Source organism: Enterococcus rivorum (assembly GCF_001742285.1).
GTDB classification, from domain to species: domain Bacteria; phylum Bacillota; class Bacilli; order Lactobacillales; family Enterococcaceae; genus Enterococcus_L; species Enterococcus_L rivorum.
Genome location: NZ_MIEK01000045.1, coordinates 73,501 through 99,170, shown reverse-complemented (window position 1 = coordinate 99,170; position 25,670 = coordinate 73,501). Strand labels below are relative to the sequence as shown.

Annotated in this window: 29 protein-coding genes and 1 pseudogene; all 30 read right to left on the bottom strand. The window is 32.1% G+C overall.

What is annotated here, in order from left to right; genetic code table 11:
* Positions 1-11 precede the first annotated feature (11 nt).
* Positions 12-293: a TIGR04197 family type VII secretion effector gene (locus BCR26_RS13710; protein WP_069699556.1), complete on the bottom strand. Its 282-nt coding sequence runs from the start codon at positions 291-293 to the stop codon at positions 12-14.
* 76 nt (positions 294-369) lie between these two features.
* Positions 370-663 (bottom strand): WXG100 family type VII secretion target, encoded by a 294-nt coding sequence (locus tag BCR26_RS13705; RefSeq protein ID WP_069697824.1) that lies wholly within the window; start codon positions 661-663, stop codon positions 370-372.
* Positions 664-769: 106 nt separating this feature from the next.
* A complete protein-coding gene (locus tag BCR26_RS13700; protein WP_069699555.1) occupies positions 770-1,324 on the bottom strand; it encodes a GNAT family N-acetyltransferase in 555 nt (184 codons plus the stop codon).
* 411 nt (positions 1,325-1,735) lie between these two features.
* The gene (locus BCR26_RS13695; protein ID WP_069699554.1) at positions 1,736-2,062 is read right to left on the bottom strand and encodes a nucleotidyltransferase family protein; all 327 of its coding nucleotides are present in this window, start codon (positions 2,060-2,062) and stop codon (positions 1,736-1,738) included.
* On the bottom strand, positions 2,031-2,840 hold the full coding sequence (locus BCR26_RS13690; RefSeq protein ID WP_245341986.1) for an HNH endonuclease: 810 nt from the start codon (positions 2,838-2,840) through the stop codon (positions 2,031-2,033). The genes BCR26_RS13695 and BCR26_RS13690 overlap by 32 nt, the downstream gene beginning before the upstream one ends.
* Before the next feature lie 46 nt (positions 2,841-2,886).
* The gene (locus BCR26_RS18830) at positions 2,887-3,171 is read right to left on the bottom strand and encodes an HNH endonuclease signature motif containing protein (RefSeq protein WP_209591868.1); all 285 of its coding nucleotides are present in this window, start codon (positions 3,169-3,171) and stop codon (positions 2,887-2,889) included.
* Positions 3,172-3,397: 226 nt separating this feature from the next.
* Complete coding sequence (locus tag BCR26_RS13685; protein ID WP_069699553.1) at positions 3,398-3,838, bottom strand: hypothetical protein; 441 nt, start codon at positions 3,836-3,838, stop codon at positions 3,398-3,400.
* A 143-nt stretch (positions 3,839-3,981) separates the two neighbouring features.
* Positions 3,982-5,136: an XRE family transcriptional regulator gene (locus tag BCR26_RS13680; RefSeq protein WP_069699552.1), complete on the bottom strand. Its 1,155-nt coding sequence runs from the start codon at positions 5,134-5,136 to the stop codon at positions 3,982-3,984.
* A gap of 34 nt (positions 5,137-5,170) precedes the next feature.
* On the bottom strand, positions 5,171-5,878 hold the full coding sequence (locus tag BCR26_RS13675) for a DUF5986 family protein (RefSeq protein WP_069699551.1): 708 nt from the start codon (positions 5,876-5,878) through the stop codon (positions 5,171-5,173).
* Positions 5,879-6,578: 700 nt separating this feature from the next.
* Positions 6,579-6,821: pseudogene (locus tag BCR26_RS19250) on the bottom strand (recombinase zinc ribbon domain-containing protein); the annotation flags it as partial.
* A 198-nt stretch (positions 6,822-7,019) separates the two neighbouring features.
* Complete coding sequence (locus BCR26_RS13665; protein ID WP_069699549.1) at positions 7,020-7,478, bottom strand: JAB domain-containing protein; 459 nt, start codon at positions 7,476-7,478, stop codon at positions 7,020-7,022.
* A gap of 49 nt (positions 7,479-7,527) precedes the next feature.
* A complete protein-coding gene (locus BCR26_RS13660) occupies positions 7,528-7,848 on the bottom strand; it encodes a DUF960 family protein (protein ID WP_069699548.1) in 321 nt (106 codons plus the stop codon).
* Between the two features lie 199 nt (positions 7,849-8,047).
* Entirely contained in the window at positions 8,048-8,800 is a 753-nt protein-coding gene (locus tag BCR26_RS13655; RefSeq protein ID WP_069699547.1) for a hypothetical protein, read from the bottom strand.
* Between the two features lie 162 nt (positions 8,801-8,962).
* Positions 8,963-9,811, bottom strand: coding sequence for a hypothetical protein (locus BCR26_RS13650; RefSeq protein WP_084387147.1), 849 nt, complete (start codon positions 9,809-9,811; stop codon positions 8,963-8,965).
* A 2-nt stretch (positions 9,812-9,813) separates the two neighbouring features.
* Positions 9,814-11,139 carry a hypothetical protein gene (locus tag BCR26_RS19010; protein WP_139124956.1) on the bottom strand — a complete coding sequence of 442 codons (1,326 nt, stop codon included), beginning with the start codon at positions 11,137-11,139 and terminating at the stop codon, positions 9,814-9,816.
* A gap of 767 nt (positions 11,140-11,906) precedes the next feature.
* On the bottom strand, positions 11,907-12,419 hold the full coding sequence (locus tag BCR26_RS13635) for a hypothetical protein (protein WP_069699546.1): 513 nt from the start codon (positions 12,417-12,419) through the stop codon (positions 11,907-11,909).
* A gap of 21 nt (positions 12,420-12,440) precedes the next feature.
* Positions 12,441-13,952 carry a T7SS effector LXG polymorphic toxin gene (locus BCR26_RS13630; protein ID WP_069699545.1) on the bottom strand — a complete coding sequence of 504 codons (1,512 nt, stop codon included), beginning with the start codon at positions 13,950-13,952 and terminating at the stop codon, positions 12,441-12,443.
* Complete coding sequence (locus BCR26_RS13625; protein ID WP_069699544.1) at positions 13,943-14,305, bottom strand: hypothetical protein; 363 nt, start codon at positions 14,303-14,305, stop codon at positions 13,943-13,945. Before BCR26_RS13625 ends, BCR26_RS13630 begins: the two co-directional genes overlap by 10 nt.
* 11 nt (positions 14,306-14,316) lie before the next feature.
* Positions 14,317-14,568 carry a hypothetical protein gene (locus tag BCR26_RS13620; protein ID WP_069699543.1) on the bottom strand — a complete coding sequence of 84 codons (252 nt, stop codon included), beginning with the start codon at positions 14,566-14,568 and terminating at the stop codon, positions 14,317-14,319.
* A gap of 212 nt (positions 14,569-14,780) precedes the next feature.
* Positions 14,781-15,074, bottom strand: coding sequence for a WXG100 family type VII secretion target (locus BCR26_RS13615; protein WP_069697204.1), 294 nt, complete (start codon positions 15,072-15,074; stop codon positions 14,781-14,783).
* A 106-nt stretch (positions 15,075-15,180) separates the two neighbouring features.
* Positions 15,181-15,735, bottom strand: coding sequence for a GNAT family N-acetyltransferase (locus tag BCR26_RS13610; RefSeq protein ID WP_069699542.1), 555 nt, complete (start codon positions 15,733-15,735; stop codon positions 15,181-15,183).
* Between the two features lie 423 nt (positions 15,736-16,158).
* Entirely contained in the window at positions 16,159-16,377 is a 219-nt protein-coding gene (locus BCR26_RS13605; protein ID WP_069699541.1) for a hypothetical protein, read from the bottom strand.
* A 99-nt stretch (positions 16,378-16,476) separates the two neighbouring features.
* Positions 16,477-17,712, bottom strand: coding sequence for a WG repeat-containing protein (locus BCR26_RS13600; protein WP_069699540.1), 1,236 nt, complete (start codon positions 17,710-17,712; stop codon positions 16,477-16,479).
* Between the two features lie 339 nt (positions 17,713-18,051).
* A complete protein-coding gene (locus tag BCR26_RS13595) occupies positions 18,052-18,498 on the bottom strand; it encodes a GNAT family N-acetyltransferase (protein ID WP_069699539.1) in 447 nt (148 codons plus the stop codon).
* Between the two features lie 530 nt (positions 18,499-19,028).
* Entirely contained in the window at positions 19,029-19,643 is a 615-nt protein-coding gene (locus BCR26_RS13590) for a hypothetical protein (RefSeq protein ID WP_069699538.1), read from the bottom strand.
* A 514-nt stretch (positions 19,644-20,157) separates the two neighbouring features.
* On the bottom strand, positions 20,158-20,928 hold the full coding sequence (locus tag BCR26_RS13585; RefSeq protein WP_069699537.1) for a hypothetical protein: 771 nt from the start codon (positions 20,926-20,928) through the stop codon (positions 20,158-20,160).
* Positions 20,929-21,264: 336 nt separating this feature from the next.
* Positions 21,265-21,792, bottom strand: a complete 528-nt coding sequence (locus BCR26_RS13580; RefSeq protein WP_245676976.1) for a hypothetical protein — start codon at positions 21,790-21,792, stop codon at positions 21,265-21,267.
* A 52-nt stretch (positions 21,793-21,844) separates the two neighbouring features.
* Entirely contained in the window at positions 21,845-23,788 is a 1,944-nt protein-coding gene (locus tag BCR26_RS13575) for a hypothetical protein (protein ID WP_069699536.1), read from the bottom strand.
* A gap of 92 nt (positions 23,789-23,880) precedes the next feature.
* A complete protein-coding gene (locus BCR26_RS13570) occupies positions 23,881-24,567 on the bottom strand; it encodes an MAE_28990/MAE_18760 family HEPN-like nuclease (protein WP_069699535.1) in 687 nt (228 codons plus the stop codon).
* Positions 24,554-25,669 (bottom strand): DUF262 domain-containing protein, encoded by a 1,116-nt coding sequence (locus tag BCR26_RS13565; RefSeq protein ID WP_069699534.1) that lies wholly within the window; start codon positions 25,667-25,669, stop codon positions 24,554-24,556. Before BCR26_RS13565 ends, BCR26_RS13570 begins: the two co-directional genes overlap by 14 nt.
* Position 25,670: the final 1 nt, after the last annotated feature.

Sequence of the window (25,670 nt, the reverse complement as noted above, 5' to 3'; positions counted from 1 at the left end):
CTTCCCCTTTTCTACCTAGGCAATTGTTGAACCGTTTGAGCAATTTTCTGATCTAACCCCTCAAACTCTGAGGCAACGGAACGGATGTTATTACTTGCCTGTGCGACCGCCTGAACAAGAGATGTATTAAAAGATGTTAACTGAGTGATAGCTTGTTGTGCACTTGTATTCCCAGCAACAGTTGTTTGGTTATCTGTTAGGATGGTTCCCCTTTGATTAATGGAACCTAGAGAAGTGGCAATAGCGGAAGCAACCGATTGCGCAACTCCTGAGTTACTTTTTATTCCTGCCATCTGTTATGCCTCCTTTCGTTTGACTGAAAAAAATAAGGACAAAGAAAATGCAAAAGACTTCTCTGTCCTAAAAATATTAACGATTATTAATCGCTTGTGAGATATCGTTATCAGTATCACGCATAATTTGTGCCACTGAACGTAGCTGTTGGTTGATTTGTTCTAACAACTCACCAAACTCACGAATTTTCGGTTGTAATTCCACAAATTGATTGTCAAAGCTTTCAAAACCACTACCTTCCCAATTGGAACGGATTGCGTCTTGTTCTCTCTCAAGGTTAGATAAAACCGTTAAAATTTCTTCTGACCCTTGTGTGTATTTTGTAGCAGATGTTTCTAATTCTTCTGGTGATAATTTGATTTGTGCCATTCTTTTTCCTCCAATGGAATATAGCAGTATATATTCATTTTATATTTTACTAATTAAATTATAACAATGATTACAAAGTGGAGCAATAGAATGCTAAAAAAAATAACTAAAGAGAAATATTCTCCCATTCTTCTTTAGTTATTCTAGAGAAATGTTCTGTTCTCTTCAAGTTCAACAATGGAACCTCAATATCCATTTCTGTTCGTACATATCGTAATCCAGCCTTTTCTTGAACTTTTTTAGATTGTTCATTTTCATCGAAATAACCACACCAAATTGCTTCAACCTTCAACTCTTCAAATGCGTATCTCATTATTTCTGTAAATGCTTCTGGAATGATACCTTGTCCCCAGAATGGAACGCCTAACCAGTACCCAACTTCTGCATCTTTTTTCCCCATAAATAAAAAAAGTTTTTCTTGCGTGTGTAGTATAATTCCAATGCTACCAATCACTACTTCAGGGGCTTCTTTAAAACATACCGCAAATGTTAAAGAATCAGAAAGAACAGTCTTAATAATTTCTTGGCTATTCTCAACACTCGTATGTGCTGGCCATCCTGCAATAGGTCCTACTCGCTTATCCGACGCATAATCAAATAGTGATGCTGCATCCGTATTTTTAAATGGTCTTAATAATAATCTTTCTGTGTAAAAATTCATTTTGTTTCCTCCTAAATAGACAACAATCCGCATCAAGCTCAATAACTATTCCCCACTAACCAAGAACTCCCCTATCACAAACCCTGCATTTCCCACCTGAAAAGCCCTCTAAACCAACCTTCTCTTTTCAAAAACCGCATCATTTATGATACGGTTCTCCGTATCGTAAGTGAATGATATCCGCAGAATCTCACAGCACCAAGCGTTTCTTCGATTTTTGTTCCGAACTCCTACCACTCAAAAAAACCGCATTATTTGTGATACGTATGCCCGTATCATAGATAAGTGATATCAGCTATCATTAACAACACATCAACTGAGATTTACTCAAGTACCCAAATTTCAAGCAGCTGTATCAATAGTGTTTTAAGTGTTCCATTAAACATAAAAGTAAATCCACTTAAACGTCTATCATTTTATTTGTAAGTAATTTGAGTTCAATCTACTTATGAAGCATGACTCATCTTCCTCACGTTCACTAAGCACTGTTAAATCAAAAGAAAGTCCATATAATTGATCAAAAATAATATTTATCTTATCCACATCTAGTAAAAGTTCATCAGAAAAATCTTCGTATATTAGCAATAAATCTATATCATTCGGAATTTTTTTTTCATCAACTATAGATCCAAACAAATATACATTTTTAAATGAATCAAACAATTTTTTATGATATATAATTTTCCGAATAACATTATCCTTTTCTCTAAACATTATTGAGGTACCTATAAAATTCATCCACTGTTAGTAATTTAACTTTCATTTCTTCTGCTAATTCGTATGCTTCTGCTGAAATACAACCTTCACCATTCCAATTATGTAAATTTAAAACTACACATTTTTCTTTTGGAGACAGTTGTAATAATTCGACTTTACTTAAGCAGTATTCATAAATAAAAATTATATGCACACCATTTACTACAATTTCTTTTAGATTATTAAGATCCAAAAAATTAAATTTTAAACCTCTTGATTTTATAACTTTCAGAGCATAATTCAAACTCGAAAAACGAACATTCGTCCCCCTGAAACAATTGTTATCATAATACATTTGTCTTAATCTAGGAATATCATATAGATAAATTTTTTCAGAAATATCATCTTTTTTTATCTGTATATATGGATTATCAGTACCTAAAACAATTGATTCAAACTCTCCTTTATTTTGCAGTGACACTATTAGACTCTCAATAGATTCTACTGATGGTAAAAACCCTTGATTTAAAGGCTCTATTCCAAATAGGGAGTTAATCTCAGTTGGAAACAATACTTGTCTTGTTCTTTCTTTACTTAGTCGAGTAGCTTCAAACTCATCAATATGAAGCATAAATTTTTGTACTATTGCTAAATTTGAATAGTTTTCATCAAAATGATTTTGAATCAACTTAGTGTTATTCTTTAAAATATTTCTTAGCATTCTATTGTTTGATAAAATCTCTCCCTCAGAAATATCCCATAGCTCCCTTTTGCTCTTTAAATAATAATTTTCAAAAATTGTTTGATTATGTAATAACAACGGAACTACTTCCAGTTTTAAATCCTCGAATGTATCGTATTCTTTACTAAAAAAAAAGTTCAAACTCCTCATTACGTAATTGCTTCCATGACTTAACATCCTCTTTGCTGAATGCAGCATTTTTGTCAAAGTTCGTATGACAATTCGGACATAAAATAATTAAATTTTCATATGAGTTATTTTGGGTATCACAATATGGAACTATATGAGCTTTCTCCATTATGTCGCCATTATGTTTGAATAGTTCTACTTTACACTCTGGATTCATACATCTCCCCATAGACTCAGCATATATCTTTCTTTCGACATTAGTACTTACATTTCTGCCCATCTTTTTCCTCTCCTTTAAATTTATCACTTCAGCCTCTATCACTATAATTATACCAAATAGTCATATACTAAATACCTAATAAAAAATTTGACGCATTAAATTGTACTTACATATCAACTATTTATAGCAAGTAAAGTTACACTTTAAGTAGATAAAATTCGTATATTTCTTTAATACTAATAAGTTCCGTAAACCTAGGCAATTTAATAATTTTCTCAATTTTTCTTTACTCCATAGCATCCATATCCAATTTAACACTCAAAAATCTTAGGAATGGAAGGATTAGGCAACAAATTCCTAATGTTAATAAAATATAGCTTGTAATATTTGTAACAAAATAGAGAACTACCTTAGCCAGTTCAAATTCATTTGTACCAATTGCCCATCCACTTATCTGTTCAAATCCCCAAACTAGAAAAATAAGAAATGCTCCCATAAATATCAACACTAAATTTTTCAATGGACTCTTAAACCTAATTATCCATAATTGATATCCTTCCCTATCTCTATATATTTCCATATAAAATATTAATGCAATAGTAATTGCTGCTCCAAAATAGTCTTGTGGGCTAAATACATTATTATTAAAGATAAGCGTCTTACAGCTATTGACTACCGAAAAAGCTACAACAAAAACTATAAATCGTCTTTCTTCCACTGTTGACATATTGTTTTATCCCCTACTAGTTATTATCGTAACATATTTTAGATTTACTTTGGCAAAATTGTATTAAAAAAGATACCTTTATATGTGACAGCACTTACTTCACTATAAAGATATCTCAATCATTTTTTACAGATACTATTGCTTTAATTTCTAACTTTTAATGTTATCACTTCAGCACTTTTCAAAGTCAAATATCCAGTATCTAGACCAACAGCATTTTCAAGAAAACTACTATTGTACAGTCTCCCATATTGTTCATTTATCTTTATTGGTATATCAGAAGCTTTTATTACATCGTGATCAACTATTAGCTCTGTAGCTTGCTTTAAAGCTAATGGTTTAGTAGATTTTTTTTCGTCTAATGGTTCTCTTTTTCTCCAACCCTTATAGCTAATCTGTTTTTGCAATTTCTGATGCTCTATCTCTGTAATAGCATTAAGTTTACTTGCCCTCATAAGCATAGCACTTAACGCAACATTCCATTTTTCTTTCAAGACTAATAGTTTAGCTAGTGTTACTGTTCCTATGTTATCTATATCCTTCAAAAATTCTTCTTTTGGTAACAGGAAACTTGAAGCAAAATCATTCGCTTCTGATTCTTTCTTCCTATACTCAATTGGATCAAGGGCTTGAGGGTCTATTTCATCGGTATGCATAATCCAATGTGCTAATTCATGAGCTAAGGAAAATTGTTGCCTGTAAAATGATGAGTCTGCTTTTGAAATAATTACGTAGTAATTATTGTCATTAATGAATTCATGACTCCCAAAAGCATCCACTTTTTCCATTTCTTTAGGTAATAATGCATTGACAAAACCTTTTTCTTCTAACAATACCATCATAGATTCTATAGGTCTTCTGTCTAAACCCCAGTAGTCTCGTAGTATTTTTGATAGTGTTTCAAATTTTTTATTCTCCACAAGTTCATCAAGATTTGGAATCACAGGTTTAGCAAGATTAGGAAAATTTACGTACTGTTCTAAAAAATCTCGATAAATTGTTACAACTCTTTTTATAGATTCCGAAGGAGCTTTCTGTTTTTGTGTCGAAGTAAACCTAGATCGATAGAAAGTACCATTACTAACCTCTGAAAATTTATCATCATTAAAATAAAACTCAGTAGGAAAATCAAGTATTCTAACTATTTTAAATAAATTTTCAGCAGTTGGATTTGCCTTATTTGTTTCATATTTTGATACCATCTGCTTACTGACTTCTAATTTATCTGCTAAATCTGTTATTGATATACCTTTAAAATAACGTGCTTCTTTTAATCGTTCACCATTAAATTCTCTCACTTTTTAACGACACCCTTCCTAATGTGAGTGAAGATTATGCCTGCTCTTCGTCTTCAATATTTTCATCCCTTTTTAAATCTTCAGAGTCAAACATCGTATTTTCTTTGGGCTTGCTGTCTTTTAAAGAAATCCCTTTAATATCATGTTGATCAGATGTATATTGACTTTCTGTATCATCATCGTTTGGAAGATTTGGAATCAATTCTGTTTCTAAAAGCTGCCCTTCTTTTGAATATAGTTTTAAAGATGTTTTTAAAGCTTTATGTCCATCCATTTCTTTGGACATTACAAGAACAGTATCGTAGGCATAAGCAAATCCCCCAAGAATATCCTTTACAATATCCATTTTAATTTTGTCTTCTCCCTCAGCAAAATCATCTGCCAGCATATCCATTTCAAATGATTCATGCTTGTAAAGTAATGCATTGAAGTAATGATAATCAATCCGAGCTGCTATATTCGTATTGGGATCTTTCATAAAAACTAACACTTCTTTTGACTTTAAATCCAAAACAAGGTCAAACTCCCAAAAGCCCCGCTTAGCTTCTATCACTATCATCCCAAGTGTAGTTGCAGCCGCACTAACATTCCGATATGTAAGATCCCAATTTAAGCCATGTTTAGCATTAAATGTACCTTCCCCCATTTGTTCTTTAAATGCTCTCACATCATCAAGGACACTTTCTTCAAAAGCAACTTTCAACAAATACAAACTTTTCAGTGGAATACTACTGATTTTCATTTTCCAACCTCCTATTTTTAGAAAAAACCATATTTTTGTCTACCTAATAAAATAAGAACGCTTTAAAATAAGCGATTATATTTTTCAAAAGTATACTTATTTAGTGATTTTACCACCTAACTAAAAAAAATACAACTATATATAGTCAAAATTTTTCTTTCTATCAAACATAATAGTTGTTACGCACCTACATAACACTATCCCTAGATATTTCGACTATCTAGGGCTTTGTTATGGATTTCATAACAGGTAATGCTATTCTTTAAATAGTGAGCTCAAAAGCTGTCTGAATCACGAAAAAAACCCTATCCGAGTGAGATAGGGTTTCTTGGTACAACTGGTTCAATTGAGCAATCATTTTTTCATCAAATGCCATCGTCATCTGAATATTGTCTTTTGTCTCTTTATCAAAAGTAATCTTTTTAATGAAAAATCGATACAACTCCTTGATGGCTTTTTTCTCTTGCCCTGCTAACATGGCATCAATCCCTTGAAGGATAGTTTGAACATCTTTTAATTCAATGGGTTGATCTTTGTGTTTTAGGAAATGCAGAATCTCGTTTTCTCGTCTTTGATCGTTACTCTTACGAGTGCGGAGTATCTTTAGCCGTTCGATTAAGGTTTCAACCAACTCTGGATTTTCTTCCAGCACCACTTCCCATTTTGCTATTTTAGCCAATAATTCCTCTTGTTCTATTGCAATAACGGCTAGTTCTTGTTCTAAGGGCTGTATCTGGTTCAGTCGCTCCTCATTCAACTGCCGAACTAAAGGTTCTAAAATTTGAGGGGCTCGGACAATTTCTTTCAGTCGTTCTGCTACGAAACTTTCTGCGGTATCGGCTCGAATGGAATTGGCATGACACACACTGGCTCCTTTGTTTCTAAAAGTCGAACAAGAATAGTAGCGAATTCGCTTCTTAATCCCACCTTTTAAGGTAATAGTAGGTAACTTCTCTTTAGCTTTTTTATGCAATGTTTCTTCGTCTAGCTCTTCCTTCATTAATAAGATGGATTCTTGTCCCCACTCTTCTTTTTCTGTTTTGATGCTCTGTTGCTCCGTTAATAATTGAATGGCTTGATTTATTCTACACATGAATGTTCCTTCCTTTACAGTTGATTTTGATGGTCTAACGTATGAAACTTATAAGTATCCTTCTGAACGAAATGAATAGTAGTCGCCATTACTTCCAATAATAAGATGATCTTGTAGTGTAATGTTTAATAGTTCACAGGCCTCATTCAGTTTTCTTGTGAATGCAATATCCGTTTCAGATGGTTCGACATGACCGCTGGGATGATTATGACAGACAATGCAAGCAACACTATTGGATAGGAGTAGCGGTTTTAAAATTTCTCTAGGCATCGCAATGGATTGGTTCACTGTACCAATATGCGCGACATGAATCATCGTAGGTTCTGCTTTGGTATTCAATCCTGCCACGACGAGATGTTCACGATCTTTCTTCTCAACAAATGGGGCAAATAATTCATAGGCTGCTTCTGGCGAGGAACAGTGACGGCTTTTGTATAAAAAGCTACTTTCTTTTACTAGCTCGACACTAATAATGGACACTCTTTTTCTTGGTTGATTGCCTTCCATGACACACTTCCCCTCCTTCTTAATTGTTCTCTTTTATAGTGAAAGCCTCTCAATATTCCTCTGGTAGTAACATGGTCTGATTGGTGCCATCGTCAATTACCCAAAGCTTCTTCACTTGAAAATTTGATAATGAATTTGTGATTTTGTATTCATGATAGGTGATGAAAAATGGTTCTTCTTGTCGATAAATCACTTCAACGGCTTGACGTTGTTCATCTCGGTTAAACTCAAAAATTTGTAGGTAATCCAGTTTCGTTTCTGCTTCTTTCCTTTTCTGGTCAATCAACTGCCAACAATAGACTTGAATTTCTTTTGGTAGTTGTTCATTGACTCCTTTTGTTAGATAGCGATTGTCATTTTTTTCAAACATTGTTTTCATTCCTCCTTCCTTATTTTTGGCAACACAAAAAAGAGCCAATTGCAGCGAAGCAATTGACTCTCATGGTAATAATATATAGTTATTTTTCTTTTCGTCTCGATTAATTTAGAAAATTATCCTGATAGCAAGTATACTTGTGAGTTATGTTATTAATACTTTTTAATCCTCACAGGTAGCTATAGAATATTCTTTATTCTTCATACCATTCTTTTTCTGTGTATCCATAAAGATTTCTAAATTCTTCTGAATATTTTTGTAGCAATTTATTCTTGATATACTTATCTGGAGAAAAAATCAACGTAGGTAGTAACGTTAAACCAATTAGTAAAACAATTAAACCAACACCCCAAATAATATATTCTAATATAGAAGCATCAGCAGAAGATACCTCTAGATTCATCAACCACCATTTGTTTGTTCTATAAAGAATACTTCCTGCTATAACTATAGCTAAAAAAACTTGTAATAATCTAGAAATTTTGTTCGTCAACGGTCCTGCATAATTATTTTTCAAAGGAATCCCATACTCAACTTTTAGCAAATTAGTAGTTTTATTGCGAATGACATAATAAGCTATCATATATGACACAAATACATATAAAATTGGAAATACATGATATTTATCTGTCTTCACATACAAAAAGACTGTCAGAAAAAAAATGGTTCCTGTTTGCCACAATGCGTACATCACAGTATTATAACTTAATTTTTTAAATAAGCTATTAGAAGTCACATATTTAAAAAATATAATGCCTAACAAAAGAATAGAACACACTGAAAATATGCCATAATAATTTGTCGAAGGTAAGCTTACTAATACTGCCAACAAAAAACTGCCTAGTATTTTAGCTTTATTTGATGCTGTATCTTTATTATTCACAATTCCTTCAATTTCATCATAGCTTATTTTCTGTTTTGCTTCTATGAAACAAATTTCTTGCATATTTACCACCCTGGTAGCCCATTGTTAAAGTCGCCCGTATCTACACGCCCATCTTGTTTTCCAAACCAGTCTTCTTTAATTTTAGTTACATTTTTTTAGATAAGCCCAACCCAAACAGCGTGTGTGACCAGACAGTCATATCACCTTTAATCAAGGTAGTTTTTATTCTCCATACCACTGTTTTTTTGTATAGTCATATCTTTCTCTAAATTCTTCAGCATATTTTTTAATTATTTTTGTTTTAACATAAGATTTTGGTTTAAACAAAAAATAAGTAGGTATCAATGTTATCAGCAATAAAATAGGTATACCTAAAAATATTCCTGTTAAGTCATCAATCAAACTAGTTTGATTTGTTGAGTCGTTCACGATAGAATCCTGTATCCACCATTTATTTAATCGATAAAATTGCATGGCGATTAAAATCAAAAATGCTACTACTCCAGAAATTTTTATCATAATACTCATTGTCTTAGACGTTTTATATTCTCTGTTGAAAATTTTATTAATTTCTTCTACGACCATGTTCTCTTCTACCTTAAAATAAAAAAATAGAAAAACTAAAATACAAGTAGTAACTACCAAGAAAGGAACTATATAATTGCCTTCATCCATACCATAGCCCATCACAAACAAAGATATGTATGCTGATTTCACTATAGTGTAGCTGACTTCTTCATATTCCCAATATTTCAAAACCGTACGACTTGATTTATAAAATTGATATACCATAAAACTTACTATCAATAGCTCTAGGAAAACAGCTAGAATAGTTTGTGGAAGAAAATTCCCTACTTTCACTCTATCTGTTATCAAGCTTATTATCATTGATATAGGTATAAATACACCTACTAAAAAAACGACTAATTTTTTTGTGCCTATAGAAAATTTTTGATTGCCTTTACCATTCATTGCAAACTCGATGTCTTCAAAATAAATATTGTCATTGGCTTCCTTAAGGGATATGGAATCTAAATATTCATTACTTTTATTCTTAATTTTCAACATCATACTTAATTTCCTCCATTTGGAAATATGTTATTGTTTGTATTAGGATTGAAATTAGAGCTACCAGAATGCGATGGAACTCCAGGTTTATATTCACTATTTGGTATTTTGAACCCTGAATAATCACCATTTTTTAATCCTTCATGCCGTTTTTCATAAATATCATACTGCTCATTTATCCAATTCCTTTTATCTTCTTCATTTAAAAATGTATGTTTATCATCTACCCAGTTCAAAACATCTTTAACGTATGGAATTTTATTTACCCCATAAATATCAGATAACCCTCCACCTTGAGCAAAGTAATTAGCCGTTCCAAAAAATGCACCTACTGGTCCGCCATACTGAGCTCCCTCTAGAGGTCCTGCTTCTATAAAGAATATATTTTCTCCACCATATAAGGCTTTACTTACATCTCCATATGCTGGGCTTTTAGGATTAATATATTCTTTATAGGCTAAGCTACTAACTGTGAACCCGTCTCCTACAACAGAAACAACCTCTGTAGCCATTTTATGTTTTTTCAAAAACTCAGCAACTGGTTTCAATTTGTTAAATTTATTGAAAGCAATTTTACTTCCAGCAATCAGTTTTTCACCTGCTGACGATTTTGACAGTATATTCGTCACATTTCCAATAGGAGCTAAAACATCCCAACCTTTATCACTTAATTTGATTAACGCACCATATACGGCTGCTTGTGTTTCATACGATGCTTTACTCAAATAAAGACCAAATTTCGGACTGTTTAAAACGTCACTAGCTAGTTTTTTAGGTAAAACACTCCATGTTTCTTGTGCAATAAAAATGCCTAATATTGCTTCTTCTGCTTTTTCAGGTAATTTACCCGAATCTAATGCTGAAAGAATGTATCCTAGCAATCGGTCATTATTTTTCACTTTTTTTATCGCAGCTGCAGGATTTTTTGCATACAAATCATTAAATTGTTTCAACGATGCTTGAATTGCTTTTTCTTCTGATTTTTCAAGTTCACTCTTCGATTTAATTTTATCAAACCAACTTTTATCAAATCCTTCTGGAAAACTATATGTTCCATCAGGATTAGCAACAGTGATATTCAATACCGCTACACCTTGCATTGCTAACTTCATATCACTTAGGCTGTTCGTAAATAGACCGCTTGTCTCTGCCGAAAATTCTCTTAACTTTTCTAGCTTATCCTCTAGTTCACGAATGTCCCCTTCTAAACTCTCCGCCATCTGATTCAAATTTTTCTGAATGTTTAACAATGAATCTAGAATATTAGCCACTGGATTCATTCGAGATAACGCTCTTGCGACCGCTGCCGATGTTTCCACAGAAGCTTTCATTCTAATATAAGTAAATGGTTCACTTCGTCGATTTCATCGCCATTGACTTTTATTAGTAGGCATGTATGTTTGTCAGTGCCCGAGAAACTCACAAAATAGCTAACACCTTAGTCAGTTCCTCGAGCTTTTTTAGCGTAACATGCCTACCGTTGGCTTTAGTATTTAAATTTGTTCTTTCAAACCTTTTTTACTTCACCCTCAGAATCTAGTAAAATAGCATTTTTATTCCATAAAACCTTCTTACGATTACGCAATTCTTCTAATAATTCTTCTATTTTACTCATAGACTGATGAAAATCATGATAAAACAAGCTAAAAACCTTCGAACAGGCATAGTATTTCCGAACAATCTGTTGTTTATTGACGGGCGTTGTTTTATCAGAGAAATACGTATATACCTATTTCTTGCCATGATTGAAGTCGCTCCCACAAGTCATATAGATTGTAAATGTCTTGATGTGTAATTTCCTTAATTGGCTGGTTCTTTTCTGTTAAAATCATTGTTCATTATCCTTTGAAATTTATTTTGATATACGAAAAAACGGTATCAGTGATTATTCCCTCACTAATACCGTTTCAATAACTTTTACATTTTCTAGCTGAAATGATTGTACATTTAAGAAACATTCGAAAAGACTAGAAATGTCCTCTGAATTTTTGTACAATAAATACAGCTAGCTTTTGTCAACTTGATTAGTGAGATTACCCTTACCATCAAGGCTTTACTATCCGACGCCAATCAGATAGTAAAGTGCCTTTTTATTATTTTATATATTTTCAATTTCATCTTTCTTAACAGGAAATACTTTCCCAACAGGTCCAGTATACTCGTTCCCATTAATATCTTCTGTCCATCCACATCCTGCACACTCTAAAAGTATCTTATCAGAATTATCTTTATAAACTATTTTAATATATCTCAACTCATCATTTGGAGTTATCGGACAGTCTTTTCCTGAATACACAGTAACCATATCCCATAAAGTATCTCTAATAGCCATAGCTAACGTATCAATATTTTCATAATTTCTTACCAGACGTTTCTTTTCCATATTTAAACAAATATCAGGCTTGTCAACTATATACTTCTTTTCTTCAATACTAAGAAGTTCATTTAATCCCCATTCGTCTCTAACTTCATCTGTAAATTCTAAAGGGTACCTTTTAACAATTTGTACTAACGCTCTATAATAACTAGAAAAATCTTTCAATTTTTCGGAATCATTAAAAATTTCGTAATAATCTTTTAATAGTTTTTCATTAATCAATTCTTCGCTCATATTTACCTCCATATAATACCTTTAAGGTTTTGGAACTGGATAAGTAGTAATTAGATTTCCCGCTCTATCCGTAATAACTTCAATCCAGCTAGTAGGATTACCACCGTGTTTTAATGCTGTATTTCCAATTATCTCTCCTGTATCAACAATTCTTTTATATTGTCCTCCAGACATATCCATAACTGTTGACTTAACAACATTTGGAGATTGCAATACCTGTTTCAATTTATCTGCTGTTATAGAAAAAATAGAACGACTATTCGCAATAGGTCGATTAAAATGTCCATCTAGCACATGTTCGAATCCCGCCGATACTGGTTTTCCTGTCGAGGGTCTCGTTGGAGTAAATCTAGTTCTTCCATTTGCTACATTAACTCTTGATTGAACGACCCCCAAATCTGGATTTGGAACATTAGCCCCACTGGCTTTCTTATTGGGTTTAACAGACTTAGGATTTTGTGTTTTTCCTACATTGAGAACACCCTTTACCATTACACCGATTGTAATCATTCCATTTGCTAATAAGGATGCTTTCCCAAGTTTTTCGGCAGTGCTTAATTTCTTTCCGGTTACACTATCAATCCCTGTTGCTAACTCCTTTATTAAGGTAGCGTTTTGTTCATAGAATAATTCATCTATGCCTTTTGGACGTTCACCTTGAATGAAACTCAATCCATATTTATCCACCATTCGGCTTAGCCATTCATTATAAGCTAGTGTCACTCTAACATCTTCTGCTGTCGCAACATTTTTCCCTTTTTCAACCCAACACCATATTTTACCATATCCTAAATCAATTAGTTTGTATTCTCGATTCCCCACATTCGGCGGTCTCTCCTTACCAATGATTCGATCAAGCTCACTCTGTTTTTTTAATTGTTTAAACCAATGAATATCTGTACCCACTGGTAATTGATACGTTCCATCTTTATTTACGATTGTGTTATTCAAGACAAGAATGCCTTGCATTGCTAACTTCATATCACTTAAGCTATTCGTAAATAGACCACTTGTCTCTGCCGAAAATTCTCTTAACTTTTCTAGCTTATCCTCTAATTCTCGAATGTCCTCTTCTAAGCTATCCGCCATCTGATTCAAATTTTTCTGAATGTTTAACAAGGAATCTAGAATGTTAGCCACTGGATTCATTCGTGACAACGCTCTTGCGACTGCTGCTGATGCTTCCACAGAAGCTTTCATTGATTTTTTGATTGTTATTTGCTGATTCAATTTATCTTCATCTAAATTTCCTTCGCCAGCTATCTTACCGTTAGCAGCTGTATATTGCTGTAATTCTTGCTCTACATTATCGATTGCTGTAGTTACCTTACTAATAGTAGGAAGAATTAATTCACTAAATAATCCTTTTCCAGCCGTATAAGCTGCTCCTGATAACGTTTTTCCATTGACAGCGGAAATCACTTTTTGACTGCCTGACTTTAATTGTTCCGTTACCTCTTTCCCGCTGTTCAGATTTGCTTTTAGCCCATTGATTAGGCTACTGGAATCGGAACTCGAATAGATTAATCCCAAGGAATATCACCCCTTTTTCGGTATAATTCTTCTTTTTCATTCTCTATTTTTCTGACTTCTGACTGATATTCTTCTGAGATTTGTTCGTCCATTTCTTCTAAACGATGCCGAAACAGTTGCTCTTGCGCTTCATTTTCTCTTTGTAGCCGAAGACTTTCACGATCTCCTTCATAGATATCCTCTTCATGTAACATGCTTAATTCCCTGTATCCTCTTTGCAGGTCTTCTCTCAAATCAGATAAGCTTCCTTGCATTTTTCGACCTTCATCTTTTAAGTCATCTGCCACCGTCTCTTTTTCCAGTATTAAGCGGTCATATTTAGCCCTTTCCAAATCATTACTATTCTTAGCCATTACTATACTCCTTAGAAATTGATTTTACTATCTTCAATCGCAATCATTTCAGCAATTTTAGGAAAACTTTGACTTTGTTCTTTTACGCATTCAACTAAATCAGACAGGTTAGATAATAATTGATTACTTAATTCAGCCCCTGCTTTCATACTTGCGACAGTACTTGTTCCTAACGTTACTTGTTGCCCTTTATTCACTGAAACAGATTGAAGGCCGCCAACTGCTGCAGTAGCAGTTCCTATATCTGAAGCAATATTTCCCATACAGTATTTTCACTCCTTGTCATCCCTTTTTGTTGTTCATTGAAACGAAAAAAGCTCAATAAATTAGTTTCTCAAATAAACATATTAGCTCTTAACGCTATTCACTTGATTCTCTATGTATTTCCCCCATCATATTGATACCTATTCTGCATATATAAGTGAAAAAAGACGAAGAAAGTTTCTTATTCTCCGCCTACACTTTCAACTAAACATTAACGATTATTAATCGCTTGTGAAATATCGTTATCTGTATCACGCATAATTTGAGCTACTGAACGTAGCTGTTGATTGATTTGTTCTAACAACTCGCCAAACTCACGAATCTTAGGTTGTAATTCCACAAATTGATTGTCAAAGCTTTCAAAGCCGCTACCTTCCCAGTTAGAGCGGATAGCCTCCTGTTCTCTTTCAAGGTTTGATAATACCGTTAAAATTTCTTCTGACCCTTGCGTGTATTTTGTGGCTGATGTTTCTAATTCTTCTGGTGATAATTTGATTTGTGCCATTTTTTCTCCTCCAATGAATCTAGTAACTATGTAACACTTTTATATTGTGTCAATTAAATTATAACAATGATTACAAAGAGGAGCAATAGAATGCTAAAAAAAATAACTAAAGAGAAATATTCTCCCATTCTTCTTTAGTTATTCTAGAGAAATGTTCTGTTCTCTTCAAGTTCAACAATGGAACCTCAATATCCATTTCTGTTCGTACATATCGTAATCCAGCCTTTTCTTGAACTTTTTTAGATTGTTCATTTTCATCGAAATAACCACACCAAATTGCTTCAACCTTCAACTCTTCAAATGCGTATCTCATTATTTCTGTAAATGCTTCTGGAATGATACCTTGTCCCCAGAATGGAACGCCTAACCAGTACCCAACTTCTGCATCTTTTTTCCCCATAAATAAAAAAAGTTTTTCTTGCGTGTGTAGTATAATTCCAATGCTACCAATCACTACTTCAGGGGCTTCTTTAAAACATACCGCAAATGTTAAAGAATCAGAAAGAACAGTCTTAATAATTTCTTGGCTATTCTCAACACTCGTATGTGCTGGCCATCCTGCAATAGGTCCTACTCGCTTATCCGACGCATAATCAAATAGTGATGCTGCATCCGTATTTTTAAATGGTCTTAATAATAATCTTTCTGTGTACAAATTCATTTTATTTCCTCCTAAATATAAAACAATCTGTGACAAACTCAGTAACTATTTCCCACTAACCAATGACACCCTTATCACAAACCCTGCATTTCACACTTAAAAAGCCCTCTAAATCAACCTTCCCTTCCCAAAAATATCATTATTTATGATACGGTTCTGCGTATCGCATTCTAATGATATTTTACTTAAGATATGGTCTATCTTATCTCTCAGTAAAATTCGCTTGTCATTCATGTCGATGTTCCTCGTATCGCAAGTGAATGATATTTGATTTATAATATGTTCTTCCTTACCTCTTTATACAATTCGCTTTTTATATGACAAATTGGATTTATAAAACTAAAATCAATTAAATTAAAAATTACAATACAAAGATTATCCTTTCCCCATTGTAAATGCAGTCAAAACTTTTTGAATTTCACATCATTTGTCTGTTTTTACCTCGATTATTTTGATTAAATAGCCATTTTCATCATAGACACTAGTCTTTCCATTTGGTTTTACAATCATAATTAGCTCTTTGGATAAAAATATCTTTTCGCTTTCTTTTAATCGGCAAAATAGCTCTCCATCCTTGTCATAGTAATACTTTGTTGACATTTTCCCTGGAAAACTTTTAGATACTTGATAGACATTTTGCATTTTCTTTATCTCAATTTCTGAGCCATTATTTGCTTCAATAAGAATCTTCCCTTTTTGATTTATTAAACCTTGATCATAATTCTTTGTACTAAAAATAGATCATCCAGAATCTGTAAATTTACTAAAATCATAAATCTCTTTTGTTTGACTCTCTTTTTCAGAAAAAAGCTTCTTTCCAGAACTATTTATAATGGCTGGAAAAGCATCTTCACCCAGTCTTTGAATAGAAAACAACCCATTTCCAAGATAAAAAGGAGTTCTTTCATAACTATCTGGGAACTCTTTGACCACTTCGAATTTTTCATTCATTAAACCATATTTTTCATCGTGCAGTTTTCCAATTCTAACCAAAATAGTATCATCTTTCAAAAATCCGTGAAAAACAGAAACACCAGCTTCTACTTCCTCAGAAACTACGGTCACAACTTCACCAGCTTCATTAATGACAAGGTCATCACCATATGATTGAGCTAAAGCAAACCCTTTCTCAGAAAAAGATGAAATATATTGAAACAACAAAGGTTCTTCAGCCTCGTAAACTACTTTCCCCTGTTGATCAATTAAACCATACTCACCTTCTTCTGTTTTATAAATGGCTGCTGAACGTTGTTCATAAGGAAAAATCTCTGTTATTTCCATTTTCTTTGCTTCTTCTGGGGAAAAAATTAATCCTTTTTTATCATGAACAACTCCATAATTTCCATCGATTTTAACAACAGCTAATGATGTATTGATTCCCTCTTCTTCCAGATAATCAAAATTTTCAATATCTTTTAATAGCATCTTGCCTTCATTATTCATTAACCCCTCGGTATTACCTTTGAAATAAACATGAGCGAAACTATCATTTCTAAAAATAAATTCTGATATACCATCTGGCATATCTTTAGCTTCTTTTACAAGTGTTCCATCATTCAAAATAAGCCCAAATTTATTCAGATTGTCATCTTTATATCTACCATATTTACTATTTTCAAACGACCGATTGTGAATTCTAAGTTCTGGGTTTTCAGGGAAAATTTGATAACTATCTGTGTTAAAATAAAACACATCATGCATAGTTGTAGTATATTCCAACAATGTACTATTAGAAAATGCATCAATTTCTTTTATCCGTTCTTTTTCTCCATCCATTAAAATAGTTCCCTTAGTATCCATTAACCCCATAAAATTGTTGGACATATAAATAATTGGACGCTCAGCTATTGATTTTTCCGCTTTTTTTATCATTTTTTCTTTATTTTCAGACTGTTCTACTTCTTCCTTATTCGCACAGCCACTAACAAAAATACTTAAAAAAAGAGCTATACCTACAAACAAACTTTTTTTCTTCATTTTTCTCTCCCATCTAATATCATTAAAAAACACATAATACTTTCATTTTAACAAAAGTTTACTTCTCTTTACAGAGCATTATTTCGTTTAACTCCTTTCATTATAAGGCTTGAAAAAATATCCCTACTTATGATGCGGTCTACTTTATCTCTCAACACAATTCAATTTTCACTTATGAGGATGTTCTCCGTATCGAAAGTATAATACTTACATCTGTTTGAACTGTTTCCACAGATGAACTTTCAGTGTTATTGTTACTTGAAACAACCGCTAATAAAAATAGCAATATAAAAAAAATTAGAATTTTCTTTTTCACTTTTTCCTCCTTTTACCTCTGAATTATTTCTCAATTAAATATTCCATTCTATAATCTTCAACACCTAATTCTGAATTCAATATCGGTCCTTCAATAAAAGCAAAACCACATTTTTGATAAAATTCTTTTGCACTCGTCCGAGCATTCACACTAATTTTGTGATAACCTCGGCTTTTTAAATCTGTTAAAAGAAACACTACTAATTTTTTGCCAAGACCTAATCTTTGAAACTCCTTACTTATTGCAAATGCTGTCAACTGTGCAACAAAAGGTTCTCTCTCAAAAAAACTAAGTGTTCCAATTAGATTCCCATCTTTAAAGACTCCATAAAAATCATTTCCTTTTTCTAAGTCTAGATTTTCATCATAAATGGATTTTTGAATCGGCACCCGAAGAAGATCATTTCGCAACACTAAAGAATCTTTATAGACTTTTGAATCTATACTCTTATACTTTTTATATTCAAACATACCTATTCCCCTACCCCAATCTTCAAAAAAATATACTGATGTTACTTAACCTTAATTTTATATTCCCAACTAAAAGAAACAAGAATCTACCTTCATCCGTTAATTGACCTGCTTTTCTTTCTCCCAATTTTTGTAGTCCTTTTAATCATCCGGTTGTTTCTTTAAAAACTGGTGTGTAACTAGGAAAATATTTTTTCACATTGTTTCCTCCTTCGATTTAAAAATTTTGGACATACTCAATTTAGAAAAACAGACATTATTATAGATGGCTAAATAAAATATTTCACTTTATAATATAAAATTAAATTTCATTGATAGGTGAACCTCATTAATTTCATAAATGTTTAGGTTTCTATTCACTTAAAAAAAGTAGCTAATCTTTATACCTACCAAACCTCTCAATACAATCCTAGTTTCATTTATAAGGATGTTCTGCGTATCCGAAGTGAATGACATTTCTCTAAATATTTACTTTAGTTTTTTAATTATTGTGACCTTATGCCAATGAGCTATACGAATAATTAAAGATATTACCAGTTATGTGAATAGTAATTAAAAATAGGATTCTTCTTACTAATTAGATATTCCCCTAATTTTTTTTCTAAAGTATTTACAACTTTTCTATCATTTGATTTGACGGGTAATATTAAAGCATAACTAGTAAATTTATTCATATCAACATTTAATTGTTCTAGCTCCTTTAGCTTCTCTTTTGAGCTAATTAAAGATTTTAACAATAATCTTTGAGTTCCAACCCCAAAAAAGTCGAATTTTTCAAATAAATCGCCGTATCCGGCTTTTTCTAGAAATGATGTTCTACCAACAGTCACTATCATTCCATCATCCCGGAAAGATACCCAGAGATAGTGATATTTATCTCTTTTACCACATTTTTTCATTATCTCTTTTTTTACTTCCTCTTTATTCATATTAGAAACTAATATCGGAAATTTATTAATTATTTGTAGTTCCGCTATTTGTCCTTTCTCTATCCAATTTTCTATCACTTTTTTTACTATATTAACATTCTCCTCTGCTCTCATACTATCCTTATATTTTTTAGCTTGAATTAACGACATTTCTTCTCTCAGTATCCAGTTCCTAGGCCGCTTTAAATCTGCCAATTCCTCTTCTCTATTACTCATTTTCTAATCCCTCCATCAAATATTAGTTCAATTTCATTTAAGAAAAGTGTTTCACATCAAAAATGCTGCTCCAATTTGTTTTTAGTTTATGATAGTGTTCTGCGTATCACATGCCAATGATATTTTACTTACGATACGGTCTACCGCATCTCTCAACACAATTCAATTTTCACTTATGAGGATATTCTGCGTATCGGAAGTGAGTGATATTTGAAGAAGTGCTTGTTATTACTTGTTTTCAATTTTTCTTAGAACTCCATAAAAATAAAAAACTCAAAAAATAGTAGAGCAGTGGTCAGCTTTCCTAATAATTTTGAGTTCTGTCTGGATTTCCCTTTTTTATAATACATTTCAAAATCTATTAATGTACATAATAGAGAGGTGAATGATATTCTCAATTCCTATTTCACTAACTCTCCTTATCAATCTCTAGCTTATTGTAAACCATTTTTATAAAAAGCTCACAATATTCCTTTTTATAATTTAGATTTGACTTTTAAAATATAAGAAAGATCTAGTATGTTACCCAAACTTCGTGAACACCATTGTTTTGACTAATTCCATCTGTTAGTATCAACCGTGACGAGTTAGATAGATAGCCGTAATAGACTTGGCTTCCACCACCGTTATCCCATTGAATAGAAATTTTCACGTTTGAATTGATGCTTTTCGTTGCCGGCATACGTGATGGATACATGGTATCTGTGTTATAACTTAAGGCACTTGATGAATTGGCTGTAATAGATGCTGTTCCAAAATATTGTGTGCCATCATAATTATTTTGTGTAACGCCACCATTTCCTGTAATGGTCAAACGACTTTGTTTTTGACCATCCTGTAAATAATAAAACACGTAAGTATTCGCCCATTTAGCCAAATCTCCATTGAAACCGGATGACGTATCAGCTGCTTTAACGGTTGCCGCTTCGTTTGCTTTTTGTTCTGTTTTTTTGTCTTCGTTTTGTTCTTGCAATCCCTTATTATTTGAGCTAGACAAATTTTCAACGGCTTCTTTTAGTGTTGAATAATCTTTATTTCCTAAGACACTTACAGGAATTAAGGCTAGTTTTAGTTCAGATTCTTTAAAATTACCTTCAATGTTTAATTTCTTTGCTTCTTTCACAATTTCATCATACGTTTCCATTTTTTCAGCATCATTCAATTTTTCAGCTGATTGTTTTGAACTGGTTTCGTTACTACTCACCATTGTTTTTTCCTTTTGCCCATCTGTACAACCTGTTAAAGCACTCAGTACGAGGATTACCAATAATACACTTTTTTTCATTTTGCTTCTCTCCTTTAATACTCTATTTATTTTATTGTAATACATAACTAGAAAAAAATGATTTTCATGCTGTTCTCACATTAATTTTCTACTTTTTTATGTCTACTTTATTGACATTTATCCACCCTTTTCATTTATGAGGTTGTTCTCCGTATCACATGCTAATGATATTTTACTTACGATAAGATCTACCTTATCTCTCAACACAATTCAATTTTCACTTATGAGGATGTTCTGCGTATCACAAGTGAATGATATTCGAAAAAGTACATGACATCATAGCTTCTTCAATATACACAATAATTCAAAGAAATAGTTTTAGTTTAAACTTCAAAACTAATGTTTAATCTTACGTAAATCTAAATGCTTTTTTTCTAATTTTTCTCGGTACTTTTCTATTCCATTTAATAGATTTACAACCACATCACGATTGTCTTCTACTAGATCTTTTTCAAATTTATAGGATTGTTCAAAGAGTTCTTTAAGTTCTCTTCCTAATTTATTTTGATTGGCTATATGAAATAACCCTCCTCCAAATAAAATAACTGGTGCTGCTACAACTGCTGCTACACTGCTAATTCCCCCTACAGCTCCTGGAAGTCCAAACCCTGCTAATGCAGACATTATTTCAGCACCACTCATGCCTGAAAAAATTGCAAAAACAGTTGTTACTCCAATTGTTCCTGCGCCTAATGCTCCTAATGCACCCGCTAACTCAGGTGGAAAATTTTTTGAATATGTAATTTGTGCCCTATTTTCACTAAGGAATGCGGCTTCTGAAACAAGTAATCGAAACTCATCAACTTCCTTTTTATTAATAGGTGTTATTTTTCCTGCGATATCATTAATCAACTTCGTAATCACTACATCCTTTTTTATTTCAACATCTTTTTAAAGTCGTCATAATCAATACTTTTTATTCAAGAATTGATTGCCAGTATTGTTGCTCATCTTTATCAATATCATCTACAGATACATTTAGAAATTTACTAGGCATATTTTTACTATATCTAAGAATATGCAAATTCCCTACAGTTTTCCACTCCCTGACTAGCATATCTTCCATCGCCTTTAGCGACGGTGGATTTCTCAAAAATTCTTTAAACTTAGCTGCTGTAATTTTCCCTTCGAATGCCCAGTTTTCCTGTCTAAAATAGATATTCATATCTGTATCTCTTACAACTGGCGGATTTCTACTAATAAAAGCATTTAATGCAGCCTCATCAATTACATAGATATCATTAAACAATCCTGCTACACCTAAAGTTGAAGAAGTAACAAAGATTTTTACGACTTCCTTTATTTCTATATCCTTCTTTTTATTCAATTTTTTTAAAACCAAATCCTTATTTTCTGAAAAATAATCTGCATTTACTTTAAATTTTTCAATTTCATTTATTATCTTACTGTTTGTTTTTGCATGATCTTTTATTGTATATGGTGGAACAATTGATTTACACTCTACAATAAACAATGTTCTATTCAAAATAAATATTAAATCCGATTCCCTATTGCTTTTATTAGTTTTATTTTTAGGATGCGAAGCAATTTGTTCAGCACAAATACCAACTTCCTGTAACTTCTTTTTCAATCTCTTTTCAAATTCATAACCTTTAAAATTCACTTGTGCTCCTTTATGTGTGAACATTGATACAAGAGCAATTTCTGGTAATAATTGAAACGTTATGCTTGGAACTAATACTAGCTGATCTTTAAATGCAATCAACGGATTATCAATTAAATCTTTTGAATTCCCATCAAATGTAAAAACATTTATTATTTTCATCGCTTCTTTTTCAGTAATTGAAGAATCGTATTTCATCAATTCTTTTACCCACCAACTTTTGTTATGAACAACGCATAGCTCAGATAATTTATTAATATTTCTCCTTTTTTTAAGTTTCTTACTAGAAAGTTCTTTTATGAAAAAATATGCATTCATCCATTTTTCCAATGATACTGTCCATATTTTATTGTCCATATTTTCTGTGCCTAGCATTCTTTGAATTTGTACAAAAGAGATATAATTTGCTCTTTTTCTCATTGTATCAAACTGATGTTCAACGAATTTTAGTTCAAAATTTATTGTATCCGCCATACTAGCCATATAGTTTTTTTCTCTAAAGTTTGAAATAAGCACTGATTTATCAAATTTTTGATCGGCTATTTCTACATAAAACTCATTAGCTTCTTCCTTTATTGAAATATCTGAAAAACAAAAGAATTCTTTTATATCCATCAAATCATCCCATTGTGCATCAAAAATGAAATGCTTACTAGCTGTATCTATATCCGATTCAGAATAAATTTTAGAGCTAGTTTTGAATAATACTTCTTGTTTTATAAAGTACTTAATTACATGTGAAACAAACCCAATGAAAGCGTCATATATGTTCATTCTATTCTCAATGGTATCATTTCCATTTATAATTCTAACATTTTCGCTAAATGGAACTGCAAGTATATTCATATAGACTTCAGCCGCAACCACCAATAACTCGCCGTTAATTTCTTGCTTTGTCAAATTATTAGCAAAAAAGCTATCTCTATAAGAGAAAAATTGATTCTCAAATTTATTAATTAGTAACACTTTACGCTTAAATTCATTCCAAAAATGAATATCTTTCTTAGATCCAATTCTTTCAATCTCATCCGATAAACGAACTAGAAATTTATTCTTTAATGATAAATTATCACCTATTAGAATACCAGAGACTTTTAATGCTGTACAAAAAGCGTCTACCCCCTGATCAAAATAGCTTTGTAATGCTTTTTTTATTATGAGGTCAACCTCATCTTTTGGTGATATTTGTTTTCTAAATTTGAATAAATCAAAATCGGCATTGTATTCTTTATACATGTTATCCCTCCTAAAAACCATTAAATACATACAAAAAAGCTAAGTTCTAAAAAAGGCAGAATAACTTAGCATAGATGTACATAATAGCATTTTTATATTATCTCCAAAAATAAATCATCTTGAATAGCATTAATAATAATAACTCTGACATTATTCATTAGTTTCTTCACATCAGACTCCAGGCTTTCATAGTCAATCTCTTTAATTCCTATTTTCTGAGACCCATGAGCAATACTATTTCGATAATTCAGTAATTTATTGATTGTAGCTTCTGATATATCAATTTCTTCAAACGGAAATCCTAATCTATATAGAATCTTTTTTAAGACTGCTGGTTTTAAATTTGATTCAGTATCTACAATACTATCAGATATATAAACTTGCTCTGTTAGAAAATTATTGAATTCTTCGACAAAAGTTATCTGTCTAGAATATTTGTGAAGTTTGTTATCTTCTGGTAAGCTCCTTTTAAATCTTTCATCTTTTTTTGACTCATTACCATACTCTAAAAACATTTCATGTAAGGAGGATGTTCGAATATGTAAATTAACTTCTGATCTCAACAATGCTTGAGAATTAATCATTTTGATGTAAATCTGAAATGCAGATTTACAAAAACCTTCATAACATGAATACAACATCACAACCAATGATTTTCTATACCTTAGCTTGTCATCCTCTTTATTGATTACAGATAACTGATTTTTTAAAAAGTTTAGTTCTTCCAATCTCCATGTCAGTTCTTCTTCAATCTGACCAATCACATCAATTTTGTCCATACTCAACACTCATCGCTGTTTCTACATATCTAATTCTATCCATTAATTGCTTTCTTGTATTTTTACCACCGCCAGTGGTGATTCGTCTAAATTCTGTATGATCTTTTATTGATATAAATATTTCTCTCAATTTGGACATTTCTTCAATATCATCTTCATTAATCCTATCAATGAATGATTGAATACCTAAAGAGAATGCCTCAAAATGATAAATCAAAAAAGTATTAGATGGTTTTCCCTTTGTTGATAAGCCAGAAAAACCCTGCCCATTCATAGATTTATCTATTATTTTAAATGTTTTTTCAAAAATTGAAGTTTCTAAGTCCACATCAAATTCTCCATCTTTTATTTGAACAGTAGCTTTCTCCATATACTCTGTAAGAAAATCACCAACATCATGAGTATACTTTTCGATGTCATTTTTGAATGCCAAAAATCGTAGTACTAACTCTTGATCATATTTTTCCATAAATTTCTTTTCAGACACATTACATATTGTATTTTGAAAGTGATCGTATTGACTAAGTTTTATTAGTATGTCGTTAAACCCTGCATCCATAAGGCGAATCGTACTGTTTCTAATCTCTTGCTCACTAAGTATTTCGCCGCCCGTGTTTAGTCTTTTAAACATATAATATCTTAATCTTGGGTCACTCTCTTTTCTTAATATTTCTACTCTGATAAAATTTCTTTTGAGCTTAATCTCTAAAGGTTTAGGCAATTGATTATATTTTAAACCATTAAGCTCTGAAACAATGTCACAATCAACTAGCATTAGTGGTTCTCTATCCTCTAGCTTACCTCGAAAGTTTAAGTAGGATGATATCCTTTGTAAACCATCGATTAGCTCATATACACCTTCCTCAAGTTCAATAACAAATATAGGAGGAACTGGTAATTCTAATAATAGCGATTCAATAAAACGTGATTGTTTTCCTTCTGACCATCTAAACAACCTTTGATATTCTGGATCAATAATCAGTTCTTTATCCATAAACATATCCAAAAGCTCATTAAAAGATAAGTCCAAAGATCTTGTTCTGATTGATTGTATGTTTTCTTCTACTGCTCTTATTAAATCAATACCACCTACATCTGTCATC